The following is a 17,403-nucleotide window of genomic DNA, read 5'->3' on the forward strand; positions in this document are numbered from 1 at the left end:
CTGGCCGCAGCCGCCACCACCGGGCCCGGCTTCCTCTCCCCGACGGGCGTCGAGGTCGCCTTCGTCCTCGTCGGCCTCGCCACCCTCGGCGCGGCGCTCGTCACCGTCACCACGAGGCAACTGGTGCACGCCGCCCTCTGGCTGGTCGTCGCGCTCGGCGGCATCGCCGTCGAGTACCTGCTGCTGACCGCGGAGTTCATCGCCTGGGTCCAGGTCCTGATCTACCTCGGATCCGTGGTCGTCCTCCTCCTCTTCGGGCTCATGCTCACCAAGGCCCCCATCGGCCGCTCCCCGGACGCGGACTCCGGCAACCGCTGGGTCGCGCTCGGCGTCGCCGTGACCGCCGCCGCCGCGCTGGTCTGGGTCGTCGTCGACGCCTTCCGCACCACCTGGATCGACCTCGACGGTCCCGTCCAGGGCTCCACGAAGGTCTCCGGCGAGATCCTCTTCCAGCACTGGGTGCTGCCCTTCGAGGCGCTCTCCGTCCTCCTCCTGGCCGCCCTGATCGGCGCCATCGTGCTGTCCCGCAGGACCGGACCGGCCGACTCCGACTCTCCCGCCGAAGCCCGTGACAAGGGGCAGCGCTGATGCACCTCGCCTACCCCGCCGTGCTCGCGGCGCTCCTCTTCTGCACGGGCCTGTACGGAGTGCTCGCCCGCCGCAACGCCATCCTGGTCCTGATGTCCGTCGAGCTGATGCTCAACGCCGTCAACCTCAACCTGGTCGCCTTCGACGTCTGGCTGCGCGACACCCTCCACGCGGGCCAGGCCCTCACCCTCTTCACCATCGCCATCGCCGCCGCCGAAATCGGCATCGGCCTCGCGATCGTGCTGATGGTGTACCGCAACCGGGGCACCTCGGACGTCGACCGGCTCCGCGACACCGCCGAGGGCCACGAGCCCGCCTCCACCACGCCGAACAGCCCGAACACGCCGAACACGCAGAGCGAGGCCGCCGCGTGACCACCCCGACCCTCGCCGTCCTCGTCCCCCTCCTCCCCTTCCTGGGCGCGGTGGCCGGACTGCTCCTCGGCCGCACCTCCCCCGGCTTCGTCCGGCCGCTCGCCATCCTGCCGACGCTGGCCGCCGCCGTACTCGCCGTGCTCGTCGCCTTCCGCCAGGGCGGCGGCAAGGACATCGACACCGCGACCGAGCTGACCCCGACCGGCTCGGTGCCGATCGAGCTCTCCCTCCACCTGGACGGCTTCGCCGTGCTGGTCGCCGTCCTGGTCGGGCTCGTCGCCACCTGCGTACAGCTCTACTCGACGGCGTACCTCCGCGAGGACCCGCGCTACCCCTCGTACGCGGCTCTGATCTCCCTCTTCACCTCCGCCATGCTGCTCGTCGTCTACTCCGGCGACCTGATGGTGCTGCTGGTCGGCTGGGAGATCATGGGCATCTGCTCGTACTTCCTCGTCGGCCACTACTGGGAGACCGAAGCGGCCCGCTCCGCCTCCCTGAAGGCCTTCCTCGTCACCAAGCTCGGTGACGTCCCCTTCCTGATCGGCCTGTTCGCGCTCGCCACCGACGCCGGCTCCTTCCGGATCACCAAGATCCTGGACACCGTCGAAAAGGGCGGGCTCGACCACCCGACGCTGATCGCGCTGCTCCTGCTCGCCGGCGTGGCGGGCAAGTCCGCGCAGTTCCCGCTGCACACCTGGCTCCCCGACGCCATGGCCGGCCCCACCCCGGTCTCCGCGCTGATCCACGCCGCGACGATGGTCGCCGCCGGTGTCTACTTCATCGCCCGCCTCCTCCCGGTCTTCGCGGCCTCGCAGGCCGCACTGGTGGTCATGGCCGTCATGGCGGCCGTCACGATGATCGGCTCCGGCCTCGCCGCCCTGGCCCAGGACGACATCAAGCGCGTGCTCGCCTACTCCACGATCGGCCAGCTCGGCTACATGACCGGAGCCCTGGCCGTCACCGACCGCGGCGCGGCCGTCTTCCACCTCCTGTCCCACGGCGCCTTCAAGGCGCTGCTGTTCCTCGGCGCGGGCGTGATCATCCACGCCGCCGGTACGAACTCCCTGGCCGCCATGTCCCGCATGGACGGCCTGGCCAAGCGCATCCCCGACGCCTTCTGGACGATGACGATCGCGCTCCTCGCGCTCGCCGCCATCCCGCCCTTCGCCGGCTTCTTCTCCAAGGAAGCCGTCCTCGTCGCCGCCGAACTCGCCGCCACCGGACACTCCGACCAGGCACCCGCCACGGCCGGCTGGCTGGTGCTGATCGCCGGCCTGCTGACCGCGCTGCTCACCGCCGCCTACGCCGCCCGCCTGTGGCTGATGGCCTTCCGCGGCCGGGGCGCCCCCGCCCCCGACCACGGCAAGGAGCCGCTCGCCATGACCGGCGTGCTGTGGCTGCTGGCGATCCCGTCGATCGCCTTCGGCCTCGCCGCCGTCCCCCTCGCCGACTGGTTCGACGGCGGACAGCTCACCCCGACCCTGACCACCTCCGCCCTCGGCACCGGCGCCGCCCTCATCGGCGTCCTGCTGACCTACGGCCTCTGGCAGGGCGCCGTCGCCAGGAGCGCGGCCGGAGCCCGGGGCGGAGCCGGCGTCCCCGTATCGGTCGCCGCCGCCGAATCGGCCGCCGAGACCCCCGAGGTCGCCGAGGTCACCCACGACCACCCCGCCGTCCCCGCCGGCACCGCCCCCGACCCCGGCAAGGCGCTGCTCGGCCCGCTGCACCGCCACGCGGCCGACGGCTTCCACCTCGACGCCGTCTACGACCGGCTCTTCGTCCGCCCCGTCCGCGCGGCCGCCGGCCTCGTCCGCTTCCTCGACCGCGAGGTCGTGGACGCCTACGTCAGCGGCGCGGGCCTCGGCCCCCGGCTGCTCGGCACCCTCGTACGCCGCGCCCAGACCGGCAACGTACAGAGCTACCTGAGCGCCCTGCTCGCCGGCGCCGTGGTCCTGGCGATCGCCACCGCCGTCCTCGCCAACGTCAACGCCGGATCGTGAGCCGTGAGTCAGCCGTGATTGATATCAGCCCGTCCGTGATGCAGTTCCTTCTGGCGTTCATCGTGGCCGCACCGCTCCTCGGCGCCGCCGCGGCCCTCCTGCCGCCCCCGCCCGGGCTCAAGGGCAAGAGCCCCGAACAGGCCGTGCTGCGCCACGGCGTGACCGTGACCGGAGTGATCCTCGCCGCGGCGATCGCCCTCACCCTGGGCTTCGACCACGACGCCCCGTCCCGCTTCCAGGCGACGACGGACATCAGCTGGATCCAGGCGCTGAACGTCCGGATCCACCTCGGCATCGACGGCATCTCGCTCCCCCTCCTCCTGATGACCGCGCTGCTGTTCTTCCTCTGCGCGCTCTACAGCTACTTCAAGCTCCCCGAGGGCCCCTCCCCGAAGGCCTTCGTCGCCCTGCTCCTCGTCCTCGAGTCCGGCACCCTCGCCACCTTCGCCGTCCTCGACCTGATGCTCTTCTTCCTCGCCTTCGAGATGGTCCTCATCCCGATGTACTTCCTCATCGCCCGCTGGGGCGGTGCTCAGCGGCAGGCCGCCGCCTGGAAGTTCATCCTCTACACCCTCCTCGGCTCCGTCGTCATGCTGCTCGGTCTGCTGCTCATCGGACTGAACAGCGGCACTTTCGACATGGTGGCACTCGCCTCTGACAACGGCCGCGAACTGACGCACACCACCCAGCTCCTGGCCGTCCTCGCCATCGGCATCGGCCTCGCCGTGAAGACCCCCATGTGGCCGCTCCACAGCTGGCTGCCCGACGCCCACACCGCCGCGCCCACCGTCGGATCCGTCCTGCTGGCCGGCGTCCTGCTCAAGATGGGCACGTACGGCTTCGTCCGCATCCTGCTCCCCGTCACCCCCGACGGCATGCACACCTTCGCCCCCTACCTCGGCGCCTTCGCGGCCGTCGGCATCGTCTACGGCTCCCTCGCCTGCCTGGCGCTGGCCCGCAAGGGCAACAAGGGCGACCTCAAGCGCCTCATCGCGTACTCCTCCGTCGGCCACATGGGCTTCGTCCTCCTCGGCATCGCCTCCATGACCCCCACCGGCGTCAACGGCGCGCTGTTCGCGAACATCGCCCACGGCCTGATCACCGGCCTCCTCTTCTTCCTCGTCGGCGCCCTCAAGGACCGGTACGGCACCGCCGACCTCGACACCCTCGCCGGGGCCACCGGCGCCGCCCTCTACGGCCGCGCCCCCCGCCTGGGCGCGCTTCTCGCCTTCGCCGCCGTCGCCTCGCTCGGCCTGCCCGGCCTGGCCGGCTTCTGGGGCGAGATGCTGGCCCTGTTCGGGGCCTTCGACCCGGCCGAGGGCCTGTACCGTCCCGCGTTCCTCACCTTCACGGCCATCGGCGCGTTCGGCACCCTGCTCACCGCCGCCTACCTGCTGATCGTCGTGCGACGCGTGTGCATGGGCGACCCGAAGGCCGAGAGCGCCGCCCCCGCCGCCCTTCCGGACGTCCAGCGCTACGAGTTCGCCGCCTGGACCCCGCTCGTCGCCCTCACCGTCCTCGCCGGCCTGTGGCCCGCGGTCCTCCTCGGCCTCACCGACCCGGCCGTCCAGAAGCTCCTCGCAGGAGGCAACTCATGACGGCCCTGTCCGCCGCAGCCCCCACCGAACCGACGGCGAGCCTGGTCCAGTCCGTCGACTGGCTCGCCATCGCGCCCGTGGCGCTCACCGCCGCCGTCGCCCTGGCCGTCCTGGTCGCCGACCTCTTCGTACCCGAGCGGCGCAAGCCCCTCCTCGGCTGGATCTCCGTAGCCGGCCTGGCCGCCGCGACCGCCCTCCTGCTGCCGCTGCGCGCCGGCGACCGCAGCACCTTCTGCCTCACCGGCGACCCGGCGGCCTGCAGCTACACCGCCGACCACTTCGCGCTCGTCGTCCAGTTCCTGGTCCTCGGCGGCGCCCTGGTCACCGCCCTGCTGTCGGTCACCGCCGTCCGTGACACGCGCATGCCCGCCGGCGAGTACTGGTTCCTGCTGCTCTCCTCCGCCGCCGGCGCGGCCCTGCTGCCCGCCTCCCGCGACCTCGCCACCCTGATCGTCGCCCTCGAAGTGGCCTCGCTGCCCGCGTTCGCCCTCGTCGGCATGCGCCGCGGCGACCGGCTCTCCTCCGAGGCTGCGCTCAAGTTCTTCCTGTCCTCCGTCACCGCCACCGCCGTGTCGCTGATGGGCGTCAGCTTCGTCTACGCCGCCACCGGCTCCCTGCACCTCACCCAGGTCGCCGACCGCCTCGAAGACGTCCCCGGGCAGCTCGACACCCTCGCCATGGCAGGCGTCGCGCTCACCCTCGTCGGGTTCGCCTTCAAGACCGCGGCCGTCCCCTTCCACTTCTGGGTCCCCGACACCTACGTCGGAGCGCCCCTGCCCGTCGCCGGCTACCTCTCGGTGATCGGCAAGGCCGTCGGCTTCACCGGCCTGATCCTCGTCACGGTGATCGCCTTCCCGGCGTACTCCGACATCTGGGGCCCCGCCCTGGCCGTCCTCGCCGCCCTCACCATGACCCTGGGCAACGCCGCCGCCCTGCGCCAGTCCGCCGACCGCCCGAACAGCGCCGTACGGCTGCTCGCCTGGTCCTCGGTCGGCCAGGCCGGCTACCTGCTGGTCCCCATCGCGGCGGCCGCGTACTCCGAGCGCGACCAGATCGGCTCCACCGTCGCCTACGCCCTCATGTACGCCGCCGTGAACCTCGGCGCCTTCGCGGTCGCCGCGCTGGTCGCCCGGACGAAGCCGCTCCACCGGATCAGCGACTACCGGGGCCTGTACGCCGAGCGCCCCCTCGCCGCCCTCTCGCTGGCCTTCTTCCTGCTCTGCCTGGCCGGCCTGCCCCCGGGCCTCATCGGCCTCTTCGCCAAGGTCACCGTCTTCCGCTCCGCGGTCGACGCGGGCCTGGGCTGGCTGGCCGTGGTCATGGCCGTCAACGTCGTGATCGCCCTGTACTACTACCTGCGCTGGACGGCCCTGCTCTTCCGGACCCCGGAGACGGCCGGAGCCCCGGCCACCGCCCCCGCGAAGGCCCCCTGGCCGGTCACCGCCGCCATCGCGGTCACCGCGACCGCGGCGCTCGTCCTCTCGGGCGCCCCGCAGCTGGTCCTGCGCTTCGCGGCCGGCAGCCTCTTCCCGCAGTAGCCGCCCGCCACGGCCCCCGCGCGGTCGCCCGTACGCCGGGACCCGCGCGGTAACCCGTACGGAGTAACGCCCGCCGCCGCCCCACGGCCCCAGCCACGGGGGCGGCGGCCCGGTGCGCCCTGGGAACCAGAAGCCCTCACCTGGCGTTGACCAGGAAGGGAGCGTCCACTGGACCGTAGACCCGCAGATCCGCAGATCCTGGACGGGGTCCCCCTGCCGCACCACTAGGAGGGCGTACCGTGCACCGCCGGCACAACGGGCTCAAGACCGCCGTACTCCTCGGCGGGCTGTCCGCAGTCATCATCGTCATCGGCAGCTTCTTCGGACGGACCGGCCTCATCGTCGCCGTCCTCATCGCCCTCGGGACGAACGCGTACGCGTACTGGAACAGCGACAAGCTGGCTCTACGCGCGATGCGCGCCCGCCCCGTCAGCGAGTTCGAAGCCCCCGAGCTCTACCGCATGGTGCGCGAGCTCTCCACGTCCGCGCGCCAGCCCATGCCCCGGCTCTACATCTCACCGACCGAGGCACCCAACGCCTTCGCCACGGGCCGCAACCCGCGCAACGCGGCCGTCTGCTGCACCGAGGGCATCCTGCGCATCCTCGACGAACGGGAGCTGCGGGGAGTCATCGGCCACGAGCTGAGCCACGTCTACAACCGCGACATCCTGATCTCGTCGGTCGCCGGAGCGCTCGCCTCGGTGATCATGTTCCTGGTGAACTTCGCCTGGCTGATTCCTGTCGGTCGATCGAACGACGACGAGGGCCCCGGCCTCCTCGGCATGCTGCTCATCATGATCCTGGGCCCGCTGGCCGCGTCCGTGATCCAGCTCGCCATCAGCCGCTCGCGCGAGTACGAGGCGGACGCCTCCGGCGCCCAGCTCACCGGGGACCCGCTCGCCCTGGCCAGCGCCCTGCGCAAGCTGGACGCCGGCACCAAGCAGCTCCCGCTGCCCGCCGAGCCGAGGCTGGAGACCGCGAGCCACATGATGATCGCCAACCCGTTCCGTCCGGGCGAAGGACTTTCTAAGATGTTCTCCACGCACCCCCCGATGGCCGAGCGCATCGCCCGGCTCGAACAGATGGCAGGCCGCCGGCAGTGAAGACCATTCTGAATGTCATCTGGCTCGTACTCAGCGGCATCTGGCTGTTCCTGGGCTACTGCCTTGCGGGCCTGATCCTCTGCATCACCATCATCGGCATCCCCTTCGGGATCGCCGCCTTCCGCATCGCGGTCTACGCCCTCTGGCCGTTCGGCTACACCACGGTCGAGCGGCGCGACGCGGGCGCGGGGTCCGCCATCGGCAACGTCCTGTGGCTGGTCCTGGCGGGCTGGTGGCTGGCCCTGGGCCACATCTTCACCGGCATCGCGCTCTGCATCACGATCATCGGCATCCCCTTCGGCATCGCCAACTTCAAGATGGTGCCGCTCGCCCTGCTCCCGCTGGGCCGCGAAATCGTCCCGACGGACGCGCCGTTCGCCTCGCGCTGAGCCGCGTACGCGGGCCCGTGCGGCCCGTGGAGGCGGCCCCCCGGGCGGACCGGTCCGCCCGGGCGGCGGGCCGGTCCGCGCCGGTCGCGGGGCCGCTGCCTCGCTCGTCGGCCGGCGGCCGCTACCTCGCCTTACGGAGCTCGGCCGCCGCCTCCGTGGCCGCGTCGTACGCGCCCGCGTAGGCCTTCTCGCCGTCGCCGTCCACAGGGGCGTACCGGACCGCGACCACCAAGTTGCTCCGCCGGAAGAAGATCTCGGTCGTACCCCGGCCCCCGCCGGGATGGCGGGTGCGGACGAACGCCTCGTCGCCGAAGTCCGTCAGGTCCGTCGTCATCGGACCCATCTTCCCCACCGCCGCCTCCTCCTGCGTCCGCTGGAAGCTGCTCCGCGCCTCGTCCAGCCGCAGCCGGGTCACCTGCACCTGCAGGACGGGCTGCGCGTCCTTCCCGAGCCCGGGACCCGCCCAACTGCAGTACGACATCGCCTCCACCCCGTCCGTCGGCTCCGACAGCAGGCGGGCGGCCGTCCCGGCCGAAACGAGCGAGCAGGGACGCGGATCCGAGGCGAACTCACCCTGCTGCGACCGGTCCTGGTACAGCGACGCGAAGACGGCGCCGGCGGCGATGGCGGCCGCGGCCAGCGCGATGCCGGCCACGCGGGCCGGGCGGGAGAGGTGGGCCATCGCCGCAGCGTACTGGCGGACCGGTCGAATGCCCAGGTCAGGGCGATTGTCAGTGGGGTCGGTCACGCTGTATGCATGGACGGGACCGAGCAGTTGCTGGAGCAAGTCGCAGACCGTGTACGCACGTCCGCGAGAGGGTGCGGCAAGCCCCTCCCCGCGCCTGTGGGCCGCGGGGAGACCGCCCGCGCCGAAGGCATACTCGGCTTCGCCCTGCCGCCGCTGCTCGGCGAGCTCTACCGCCGCGTCGCGGACGGCGACTTCGGTCCCGAGTACGGGCTGCTGCCCCTGCGCCAGGCCGTCCTGGAGTACCAGCGGATGAGAGCCTCCGCCTGGCGCTGGCCCGAGGGCGTGCTGCCGATGGCCGACTTCGGCTGCGCCATGTACGCCTGCGTGGACTGCCGCTCCGACACCGCCCAAGTCCTGCTGTTCGACCCGAATCCGGGGGAACCGGAGCTCGCCTGGTCCCTCGACACCCCGAGCCTGGCCGGCTGGCTCCGGGGCTGGCTCGACGGGACCGCCTGGTACTGCGAGGACTCCGCCGCGGGGGAGGAGTACGACCTGGACCTGGCGCCCTGGACCGAGTTCAGATCCCGGATCTGAGCCGCGCCCGCACCCCGTAGGCCAAGGCGCCCGCGGCCAGCACCGCCGCCCCCGTGACCGTCGACGCGAAGGGCAGCGTGCAGGCCAGCACCACACAGCCGGACAGCCCGACCGCTGCCACGGCCCGACCCTTGACAGCTGAACCGAGAGTCCAGGCGGAAGCGTTCGCGATCGCGTAGTAGACGAGCACGCCGAAGGACGAGAAACCGATCGCGCCCCGCAGATCGGCGGTGGCCGCGAGCACCGCCACGACCGCACCCACTGCCAGCTCGGCATGGTGCGGCACCTGCCGCCGGGGATGTACGGCGGCCAGCGCCCGGGGGAGATGACCGTCCCGGGCCATCGCCAGCGCGGTCCGCGAGACCCCGAGGACGAGGGCGAGCAGCGAACCCAGCGCGGCCAGGGCCGCGCCCACCCGGACGACCGGGGCCAGTTCGGGCAGGCCGGCCGCCCGGACCGCGTCGGCGAGCGGAGCCGCCGACTCCGCCAGCCCGTCGGCGCCAAGCACCGACAGGGCCGCCACCGCCACGGCGGCGTACACCAGCAGCGCGATCCCCAGGGCCAGCGGCACGGCCCGCGGGATGGTGCGCTCCGGATCGCGCACCTCCTCACCCAGGGTGGTGATCCGGGCGTACCCCGCGAAGGCGAAGAACAGCAGCCCGGCGCCCTGCAACAGCCCGAAGGCGTCCCAGTCCGCGCCGGCCAGCCGCCCGGCGTCGGCCGCGCCGGAACCCAGGCACACGACGACCACGGCCGCCAGCACCGCCAGTACCGCCGCCACGATCAGCCGGGCGATCCGGGCCGACTTCTGCACCCCGCCGTAGTTGGCGGCGGTCAGCGCCACCACTGCCGCGACGGCCACGGCGTGCTGCTGCCCGGGCCAGACGTACGCGCCGACGGTGAGCGCCATCGCTGCGCAGGAGGCGGTCTTGCCGATCACGAAGCCCCAGCCCGCCAGATAGCCCCAGAAGGGGCCGAGTCGCTCACGCCCGTAGACGTAGGTGCCGCCGGAGGAGGGGTAGCGGGCCGCCAGCCGCGCCGAGGAGTGCGCGTTGCAGTAGGCCACGAGTGCCGCCAGCGCGAGGGCCGCGAGGAGCGCGCTGCCCGCCGCGCGCGCCGCGGGGGCGAGGGCGGCGAAGATGCCGGCGCCGACCATCGCGCCGAGTCCGACGACGACGGCGTCGGACACGCCCAGAGTGCGCTTCAACCCGTTTTCCACAGGCGGAGGGTAACCGCACTAGATGACGCCTTCGCGGCCGGGCAGCGGCGCCCGCTTGCGCTCCCATCCCTCCAGGGCGGTCAGGCAGGCGTGGTCGAGATGGCGCAGCCCGGTCAGGTCGAGCCGCACCGGCTGCCCGTGCGGCAGCGCGTCCAGGGCGTCCAGCAGCTTGGGCAGCCGCAGGAAGCTGGCGTTCCCCACGACCCGGACGCACAGGTCCTCGCCCTCCCACACCTCCTCGATGTGCACGTGGGAGGTCTCCCAGGCCGCCTTGGCGACGGCGAGCCCCAGCCCGACCAGCACGCCCTCGAAGAGGCTGGTCACCACGATCGCGCCGGCCGTGGCCACCAGCACCACTGCCTCGCCCCGGTGCGTCCGCCACAGCGCGGCCACCGCCCGGCCCGGCAGCAGCTTCCAGCCCGCGTGCAGCAGCACCCCGGCCAGCGCGGCGAGCGGTACGACCTCCAGCACCTGCGGGAAGGCCACGGCGAAGAGCAGCAGCCAGCCGCCGTGCATCACCCGTGCTGCCCGGGTGCGCGCCCCCGCTTCCACGTTCGCGGCGCTGCGTACGATCACGGCGGTCATCGGCAAGGCTCCCAGCAGCCCGCAAAGGGTGTTCCCGACGCCCTGGGCCACGAGTTCCTGGTCGTAGTGGGTCCGTGGCCCCTCGTGCATCCGGTCCACGGCGGCGGCGCTGAACAGTGTCTCGGCGGAGGCGATCAGGGCCAGCGCGAGCACCGTCCCGGCGGCCCCGGCGGAGGCAAGTACGCCGAAGTCCCCCCAGGCGGGCAGGGACACCGCCTCCAGTACGCCCGTCACCCGGACCTTCTCGACGGGCAGTCGCAGCAGCTCGGCCACGGCGGTGGCGGCCGCCACGCCGACGAGCGCCCCGGGCACGACCCGCAGCCGGGCGGGCATCCGGCGCCAGGCCACCAGGAGGGCGATCGTCCCCGCTCCGAGGGCCACGGCCGCCCAGTCGGCCTGCGCTCCGAGCTGCGGCACCCCGGCCAGTTTGGCCAGGGTCCCTCCCGGAGCCTCCCGGCCGGCCAGCGCGTACAGCTGCCCGGCGATCAGCACGAGCCCGATACCGGCGAGCATCCCGTGCACCACGGCCACCGAGATCGCCCGGAACCACCGCCCGAGCCGCAGCACCCCCATGCCCAGCTGCACCAGCCCGGCGGCCAGCACCAGTACGCCGAGCGCGCGCAGACCGTACGTCCGCACGGCCTCGTAGACGAGCACGGTGAGTCCCGCCGCGGGACCGCTCACCTGGAGCGAACTCCCGCGGAACCACCCGGTGACCAGCCCCCCGACCACCCCGGTGACGATCCCCAGCTCGGCCGGCACACCGGAGGCGACGGCCACCCCGACACAGAGGGGTAGCGCGACCAGCGCGACGACCACGGACGCCCCGAAGTCTTCGCGAAACGTGCCGGCCCCAGGCATCCGAGAACCCCCTGCCACGCGGTGATGGATGCCACCCAGCCTGCTGGGCGCACCCATCACTGCCCAGTGCCCACAGAAGCCCGCACAGGCGCACGCGCCGCTCACACCCCGCACACACCCCCGCACACACCCTGCACCCCCGGAAACCGCCGCGGCCCGGCGGTCGGTGAAGACCGCCGGGCCGGCGTGGAAGGCAGGTCGCGGACCTGGGTCAGCGGTAGTTCACGAACTGGATCGCGAAGTCCAGGTCCTTGCCCTTGAGGAGAGCCTGGATGGCCTGCAGGTCGTCGCGGCTCTTGGAGCTGACGCGCAGCTCCTCGCCCTGGACCTGCGCCTTGACGCCCTTGGGGCCCTCGTCCCGGATGATCTTCGCGACCTTCTTGGCGTTCTCCTGGGAGATGCCTTCCTCGATCGTGGCGAAGATCTTGTACTCCTTGCCGGACAGCTGCGGCTCGCCGGCGTCGAGCGCCTTCAGCGAGATCCCGCGCTTGACCAGCTTGGTCTCGAAGACGTCGAGGACGGCCTTGACGCGCTCCTCGGAGTTCGCCTCCATCAGGATCTTCTCGCCGGACCAGGCGATCGTGGCGCCGGTGCCCTTGAAGTCGTAGCGCTGCGAGAGCTCCTTGGCGGCCTGGTTGAGGGCGTTGTCGACCTCCTGCCGCTCGACCTTCGAGACGATGTCGAAACTGGAGTCGGCCATGTGCTGTGGCTCCTTGAAGTCGGTTGCGAAGGCCCCGGAGGGCGCGGCCGGACGGGCCCGGACCGCTCCGCAAAGCCTAGCCACCGCACCCGCCGGGGGCGCTGATCAATCCGGTGGCGAAGCACCCCTGTGGATCGGGTATCGTTTACGTCGTTGCCGCAGAGCACCGCCGAAAGGCGGAAAACCGGCAGCATCCCATGGCGGTGTGCCCGAGTGGCCAATGGGAACGGACTGTAAATCCGTCGGCTCTGCCTACCCAGGTTCGAATCCTGGCGCCGCCACGCGAGTGAGGCCCCCGTTCAACTGCGGAAACGCAGTGAGCGGGGGTCCTCTCGCATGTGCCCGCAAAAACCCGCGCACCACCGCATCGGGCGTCGCCCGTTCGACGGCAGGGAAGCCCGCGGCCCGCATCGTCACGCTCTCCTGTTCGTTCACCTGGCGTGAAATGGACATCTGACACGCGCGGAAAGGTCGGGGGCGGAGTCCTGCTCGCCCTCCTCGGCGCCGGCATCCCGGCTCTGGTCGGGGCGGCGCTGCACCCCGAGGTGGGGGAGCCCTACCGGGAGACCCGGCTCTACTTCGGCACCGCACACCAGGACGGCCGGGGCGAGGTCGGCGAGAGCGAGTTCATGCGATTCCTGGGCCGGGAGATCACACCGGCCTTCCCCGAGGGGCTCACCGTCCACGACGGATACGGCCAGTGGCGCGGCCAGGACGGGACGAGCGTGCGCGAGACCTCCTACGAGGTGGTGCTCCTCTACCCGGAGAAGGACGCCGACGACCGCAGCGTGCGCATCGAACGGATCCGGCAGGCCTACGAGGACCAGTACCAGCAGGATTCGGTCGGCCGCTCCGACGACAAGGTGACCGCGGGCTTCTGAGCCGGCCGACGGCCCGTCAATTGCCCGCCATGTCCTTGACGGCCACCGACACCGGCGTGGAGCCGGAGACCAGCTCCAGGGTCAGGCCCGCGGTGGCCGGGGTGTCGACCAGCTCGGCCAGCACCGCCGCCACGTCGTCACGCGGGACCGAGCCGCGGCCCGTGTGCGCCTCCAGCCGGACCAGGCCCTTGCCGGCGTCGTCGGTCAGCGAACCCGGGCGCAGCACCGTCCACTCCAGGCCCAGCCGGGTACGGACGTGGTCGTCGGCCTCGCCCTTGGCCCGCAGGTAGACGTCGAAGACGTCGTCGCCCTCGTGCCGGGCGTCCGCACCCATCGAAGAGACCATCAGGAAACGCCGGACACGGGCCCGTTCGGCGGCATCGGCGAAGAGCACCGCCGCACCGCGGTCCACGGTGTCCTTCCGCCCGACGCCGCTGCCGGGCCCCGCCCCGGCGGCGAACACCGCCACCTCCGCGCCCTGCAGGATGCCCGCCACGTGTTCCACCGAGGCCGACTCCAGATCGCACAGCACCGGCTCGGCACCCGCCTCCCTGAGGTCGTCGCCCTGCACGGGGTCGCGGATGATGCCCGCGACCTCGTACCCGCGCGCGGCGAGCAACCGCTCCAGCCGCAGCGCGATCTGACCGTGTCCACCCGCGATGACGATGCGCATGACCCGACCGTACGACGAGCCGGGCGCCCACGCCCGCGAACGCACGGCGAACCTTCAGGGTCCAGCCTCCGTACGGCCCTGCCGGGGCAGGTCAAGGGCCACCGCCACCGCCGAGTCGCAGTACTCACGTACGGCACTCGTCCTGGCTACCACCCGCCCCCGGTGGATCACGATCCTGCTGTACGCGAGGGACAGCACGGCCGCGATCCGGTCCCCGCGCACGGCGAGCAGCTCCGCCGGGAAACCGGCCTCCACCCGCACCTCCGGCAGGCCCATGGCCTCACGGGCGGCGGCGCTCACCGACTCGTACGCCTCGCCGGCCCGCAGTCCGCCCTGGGAGGCCAGCAGGTACGCGGCCTCCAGCGGGTCGCCGCGGCCGACCGGGTTGCCCGCGTCCCGCAGTGCCCCGCTCCCGGCCGACACCCGCACCCCGGCGGCCCGCAGCAGGCGTACGGGCGCGGTGCGCAGGCCGCGCCGCTCCAGGGCCGCACAGTCGCCCTGGGGCAGACAGGTCACGCGTACGCCCGCCGCGGACAGCTGGTCGGCCACGCGGGCCGCCACGTCCAGGGGGAGCCGCGACAGCCCGCCGCACGGGCCGATGGTCACCCCGGGGCGCAGGCCGCCGGCCATCGCCGCGAGGCGGGACAGGCGGCCCGGATCGTCACCGTCCGTGTGCAGGTCCACCGGGCAGCCGTGCTCCGCGGCCAGCTCCAGGACGGCTTCGAGGAACCCCGTCGGGTCCGGGTCCAGGTCGGGGCAGCCGCCGATCACCGACGCGCCCATCTTGACCGCGTCCCGCAGCATGGCCAGCCCGTCCGCGCCCGCCACCCCCGTCAGCAGCCGGGGCACGGCCACCGCGGTGAGGTCGGTCAGCCCGCGCAGCGAGCGGCGGGCCTGGAGCACGGCCTCCAGGGGGCCGAGGCCGTGCACGTCGCCGATCCGCACGTGCGAGCGCACGGCGGTGGCGCCGTGGCCCAGCTGGAGCAGCGCCGCCTCGGTGGCCCGGCGCTGGACCTCGTCCGGGGTGTACGAGACGGGCCCCTCCCCGTCCGCGGTCAGGGCGGTGTCCCCGTGGGCGTGGGGCTCGGCAGGGGCGGGGAGCAGCAGGTAGCCGCCGAGGTCCACCCGGGACAGAGCGGGGGCGGGGAGGCTGCCCGCGGTGCCGACGGCCTGGATCCGGCCGCCGCTGAGGCGCACGTCGACGGTCCGGCCGTCGGTCAGCCGCGCCCCGGCGAGCAGCAGGGTGGTTGCCTCGGCGGCGGCCGCGTTGCCGAGTCCGCGGAGGTGGCCGCCGGGGGCAGGGCTGTGGGAGGGGGTGCGCGACGTGCCGCGGCCGGGGTGGGACGGGCTGCCGGAGGGGCTGCCGGAATGGGTGCCGGAACGGGTACTGGAGGGGCCGATCGCGGGTCCGTGGCCGCCGCCCTCGCCGTGGCCGCTACGGGGGGAGTGGGACGGCTGCTGCGGCTGGCTGTCGGACATCGCGCGCTCCTGCGGTGGCTCGGGCGGTTCCTGGGCCTGGCCGTGGCCCGCGGCCCAAGATCACGCAGCGTGCTCAGAGCCTAGGGTGCGGCGCACCCCGCTTCACGGAAGAGCGCAATAGTCGTACCGGTGTGGTGCCCGTGCGCCGCGGCGCGCCCTGGTGCGCCCTGGGGCTCGCGGGGCGCCGGTCGCCGCGCGCCCCGGGTGTGAGCCCGCACACAATCCGGCGGAAAACTCGCCCCGGGGCGGCTTGCGGGCTGATCAAGAAAGGCTGGCGAACCCCCTCGGAGCCCTGCTCCCGCAAAGGATTTGGGCGATCGGCAGGCAACCGTGTAATGTCTTCATCGCTCGCCCCAATAGCTCAGTCGGTAGAGCGTCTCCATGGTAAGGAGAAGGTCTGCGGTTCGATTCCGCATTGGGGCTCTGGTGAGAGAGGTTCCCCACCCTCGGGTGGGGAGCTGATCACATCAAAGCGGCGTAGCTCAGTCGGTAGAGCAAGCGGCTCATAATCGCTGTGTCACCGGTTCAAGTCCGGTCGCCGCTACACACAGTAGCCGATTGCGGGGTCGGTCTCCCGGTCGGCTACTCTTGTATGCGTTCATCCGTCCCAATTTCCGTCAAGGAGCACTCACGTGGCTGCCACCGACGTCCGCCCGAAGATCACGCTGGCCTGCGTGGAGTGCAAGGAGCGGAACTACATCACCAAGAAGAACCGGCGTAACGACCCGGACCGTCTTGAGATGAAGAAGCACTGCCCGCGTTGCAACTCGCACACCGCGCACCGCGAGACCCGCTGACCCTAGCGAAGTCCCGTATACAGGCACCGTCATGAGGTCGTCCCCTTCATCGGGGGGCGGCCTTGTGTCGTTTCTGTGCCCCGCCCGGCGGGGGCCGCGCGGTTGTCATTGCAGCCGCCTTTGTATCTTCCGCAGTACCTGACGTGATGTACCTGACTTTGTGTCTTTCATGTCCCTTCACCAGGAGGTAGTGAGTCATGGCGCTCGACCAGTCCTTCGTGGGGCGGAGCTACCCGCCCACCGATCCGTACGAGGTCGGCCGGGAGAAGATCCGCGAATTCGCGGTTGCGGTGGGTGACGCGAATCCCGTCTACACCGACCCCGAGGCCGCCAAGGCGTTCGGCCACCTGGACGTGATCGCACCGCCGACTTTCGTGTTCGCCATCACTTTCGCGGCGGCCGGTCAGGTGGTCGCCGACCCGCAGCTGGGGCTGGACTACAGCCGCGTGGTGCACGGGGACCAGAAGTTCGCGTACTCCCGCCCGGTGCGCGCCGGTGACCGGCTCTCGGTGGTCTCCACCATCGAGGCCGTGAAGTCCATGGCGGGCAACGACATCATCGACATCCGCGGCGAGGTCCACGACGAGACCGGCGAGCACGTGGTGACGGCGTGGACGAAGCTCGTCTCCCGCGCCCCCGAGGAGGCCTGACATGGCAGCGCAGATCAAGTACGCCGACGTCGAGGTCGGCACCGAGCTCCCGGCGGGCTCCTTCCCGGTGACGCGGGCCACGCTCGTGCAGTACGCCGGCGCCTCGGGTGACTTCAACCCGATCCACTGGAACGAGAAGTTCGCCAAGGAGGTGGGCCTGCCGGACGTCATCGCGCACGGCATGTTCACCATGGCCGAGGCGATCCGCGTGGTCACCGACTGGGTCGGCGACCCCGGCGCGGTGGTCGAGTACGGGGTGCGCTTCACCAAGCCCGTAGTGGTCCCGAACGACGACCGGGGCGGCCTCATCGAGGTCACCGCCAAGGTCGCGGCCAAGCTGGACGACAACCGCGTACGGGTCGACCTGACGGCCATGAGCGCGGGCCAGAAGGTCCTGGGCATGTCCCGCGCAGTGGTCGCTCTGGCCTGAGGGGCGGGGCGGGGCGGGACGGGAGCGGCTTGCGGGGCGGGGGCTTCGGGGGCCTGTTCCGGTGGGACGGAATCTTGGACGCGGGGCGGGGTCGGGGGCCTGTGCCGGTGGGACCGATCTCGGACGCGGGGCGGGGGCCTGGGGGCCTGAGCCAGCGGAACCCGATCAGAGATGGTTTGGGGGTTTCCCGTCAGTCCCATGGTCTCTCCGTGTCGGGCCGGCCCCTCAAGGGCGCTCCCTGCGGTCGCGTCGCTTC

18 protein-coding genes and 3 tRNA genes are annotated in these 17,403 nt (G+C 72.3%); 15 read left to right on the plus strand and 6 right to left on the minus strand.

All coding sequences use genetic code 11. The features are described from left to right. The 7 genes from AB0D94_RS32165 to AB0D94_RS32195 all read left to right on the plus strand — a co-directional run bounded on the left by AB0D94_RS32165 (position 1) and on the right by AB0D94_RS32195 (position 7,590). Entirely contained in the window at positions 1-588 is a 588-nt protein-coding gene (locus AB0D94_RS32165; RefSeq protein ID WP_362059353.1) for an NADH-quinone oxidoreductase subunit J, read from the plus strand. Beyond that, positions 588-962, plus strand: a complete 375-nt coding sequence (gene nuoK, locus AB0D94_RS32170; protein ID WP_362059300.1) for an NADH-quinone oxidoreductase subunit NuoK — start codon at positions 588-590, stop codon at positions 960-962. Before AB0D94_RS32165 ends, nuoK begins: the two co-directional genes overlap by 1 nt. After that, positions 959-2,962, plus strand: a complete 2,004-nt coding sequence (locus tag AB0D94_RS32175) for an NADH-quinone oxidoreductase subunit L (protein ID WP_362059303.1) — start codon at positions 959-961, stop codon at positions 2,960-2,962. Before nuoK ends, AB0D94_RS32175 begins: the two co-directional genes overlap by 4 nt. A gap of 38 nt (positions 2,963-3,000) precedes the next feature. Next, positions 3,001-4,560 carry an NADH-quinone oxidoreductase subunit M gene (locus AB0D94_RS32180; RefSeq protein ID WP_362059306.1) on the plus strand — a complete coding sequence of 520 codons (1,560 nt, stop codon included), beginning with the start codon at positions 3,001-3,003 and terminating at the stop codon, positions 4,558-4,560. Then, positions 4,557-6,098: an NADH-quinone oxidoreductase subunit N gene (locus AB0D94_RS32185; RefSeq protein ID WP_362059309.1), complete on the plus strand. Its 1,542-nt coding sequence runs from the start codon at positions 4,557-4,559 to the stop codon at positions 6,096-6,098. Before AB0D94_RS32180 ends, AB0D94_RS32185 begins: the two co-directional genes overlap by 4 nt. Positions 6,099-6,337: 239 nt before the next feature. Then, a complete protein-coding gene (htpX, locus tag AB0D94_RS32190) occupies positions 6,338-7,201 on the plus strand; it encodes a zinc metalloprotease HtpX (RefSeq protein WP_362059312.1) in 864 nt (287 codons plus the stop codon). Then, a complete protein-coding gene (locus AB0D94_RS32195) occupies positions 7,198-7,590 on the plus strand; it encodes a YccF domain-containing protein (protein WP_362059315.1) in 393 nt (130 codons plus the stop codon). Before htpX ends, AB0D94_RS32195 begins: the two co-directional genes overlap by 4 nt. A gap of 121 nt (positions 7,591-7,711) precedes the next feature. Here the strand turns inward: AB0D94_RS32195 and AB0D94_RS32200 are convergent, their stop codons facing one another. Beyond that, entirely contained in the window at positions 7,712-8,272 is a 561-nt protein-coding gene (locus AB0D94_RS32200) for a hypothetical protein (RefSeq protein WP_362059318.1), read from the minus strand. 75 nt (positions 8,273-8,347) lie between these two features. Here AB0D94_RS32200 and AB0D94_RS32205 point away from each other — a divergent pair, with 75 nt between their 5' ends. Continuing rightward, positions 8,348-8,872 carry an SMI1/KNR4 family protein gene (locus AB0D94_RS32205; protein ID WP_362059321.1) on the plus strand — a complete coding sequence of 175 codons (525 nt, stop codon included), beginning with the start codon at positions 8,348-8,350 and terminating at the stop codon, positions 8,870-8,872. Here AB0D94_RS32205 and AB0D94_RS32210 read toward each other — a convergent pair. The 3 genes from AB0D94_RS32210 to AB0D94_RS32220 all read right to left on the minus strand — a co-directional run bounded on the left by AB0D94_RS32210 (position 8,856) and on the right by AB0D94_RS32220 (position 12,237). Continuing rightward, complete coding sequence (locus AB0D94_RS32210) at positions 8,856-10,079, minus strand: APC family permease (RefSeq protein ID WP_362059324.1); 1,224 nt, start codon at positions 10,077-10,079, stop codon at positions 8,856-8,858. The two genes, AB0D94_RS32205 and AB0D94_RS32210, sit on opposite strands and share 17 nt — an antisense overlap. A gap of 30 nt (positions 10,080-10,109) precedes the next feature. Further along, a complete protein-coding gene (locus AB0D94_RS32215) occupies positions 10,110-11,537 on the minus strand; it encodes a SulP family inorganic anion transporter (protein WP_362059327.1) in 1,428 nt (475 codons plus the stop codon). Between the two features lie 211 nt (positions 11,538-11,748). Next, the gene (locus AB0D94_RS32220) at positions 11,749-12,237 is read right to left on the minus strand and encodes a YajQ family cyclic di-GMP-binding protein (RefSeq protein WP_031146023.1); all 489 of its coding nucleotides are present in this window, start codon (positions 12,235-12,237) and stop codon (positions 11,749-11,751) included. A 199-nt stretch (positions 12,238-12,436) separates the two neighbouring features. Here AB0D94_RS32220 and AB0D94_RS32225 point away from each other — a divergent pair. Further along, positions 12,437-12,518, plus strand: a tRNA-Tyr gene (locus tag AB0D94_RS32225). A 159-nt stretch (positions 12,519-12,677) separates the two neighbouring features. Next, complete coding sequence (locus AB0D94_RS32230; protein ID WP_362059331.1) at positions 12,678-13,118, plus strand: DUF3574 domain-containing protein; 441 nt, start codon at positions 12,678-12,680, stop codon at positions 13,116-13,118. A gap of 16 nt (positions 13,119-13,134) precedes the next feature. Here the strand turns inward: AB0D94_RS32230 and AB0D94_RS32235 are convergent, their stop codons facing one another. Continuing rightward, positions 13,135-13,791 (minus strand): SDR family oxidoreductase, encoded by a 657-nt coding sequence (locus tag AB0D94_RS32235; RefSeq protein ID WP_362059334.1) that lies wholly within the window; start codon positions 13,789-13,791, stop codon positions 13,135-13,137. 54 nt (positions 13,792-13,845) lie between these two features. Then, positions 13,846-15,270: an amidohydrolase family protein gene (locus tag AB0D94_RS32240; RefSeq protein ID WP_362059337.1), complete on the minus strand. Its 1,425-nt coding sequence runs from the start codon at positions 15,268-15,270 to the stop codon at positions 13,846-13,848. A gap of 350 nt (positions 15,271-15,620) precedes the next feature. On the opposite strand from AB0D94_RS32240, the gene AB0D94_RS32245 reads away from it, so the two are divergent. From AB0D94_RS32245 to AB0D94_RS32265, 5 genes are all read left to right on the plus strand, one after another. Then, a tRNA-Thr gene (locus AB0D94_RS32245) sits at positions 15,621-15,693 on the plus strand. Between the two features lie 48 nt (positions 15,694-15,741). After that, a tRNA-Met gene (locus AB0D94_RS32250) sits at positions 15,742-15,814 on the plus strand. Between the two features lie 88 nt (positions 15,815-15,902). After that, positions 15,903-16,067, plus strand: coding sequence for a 50S ribosomal protein L33 (gene rpmG, locus AB0D94_RS32255; RefSeq protein WP_006604855.1), 165 nt, complete (start codon positions 15,903-15,905; stop codon positions 16,065-16,067). Positions 16,068-16,264: 197 nt separating this feature from the next. Then, positions 16,265-16,717 (plus strand): MaoC family dehydratase N-terminal domain-containing protein, encoded by a 453-nt coding sequence (locus tag AB0D94_RS32260; protein ID WP_266934898.1) that lies wholly within the window; start codon positions 16,265-16,267, stop codon positions 16,715-16,717. A gap of 1 nt (position 16,718) precedes the next feature. Continuing rightward, the gene (locus AB0D94_RS32265; RefSeq protein WP_362059342.1) at positions 16,719-17,147 is read left to right on the plus strand and encodes a MaoC family dehydratase; all 429 of its coding nucleotides are present in this window, start codon (positions 16,719-16,721) and stop codon (positions 17,145-17,147) included. The last annotated feature ends 256 nt before the right edge of the window (positions 17,148-17,403 follow it).

It is taken from the genome of Streptomyces sp. NPDC048255, from assembly GCF_040652415.1.
GTDB lineage: Bacteria > Actinomycetota > Actinomycetes > Streptomycetales > Streptomycetaceae > Streptomyces.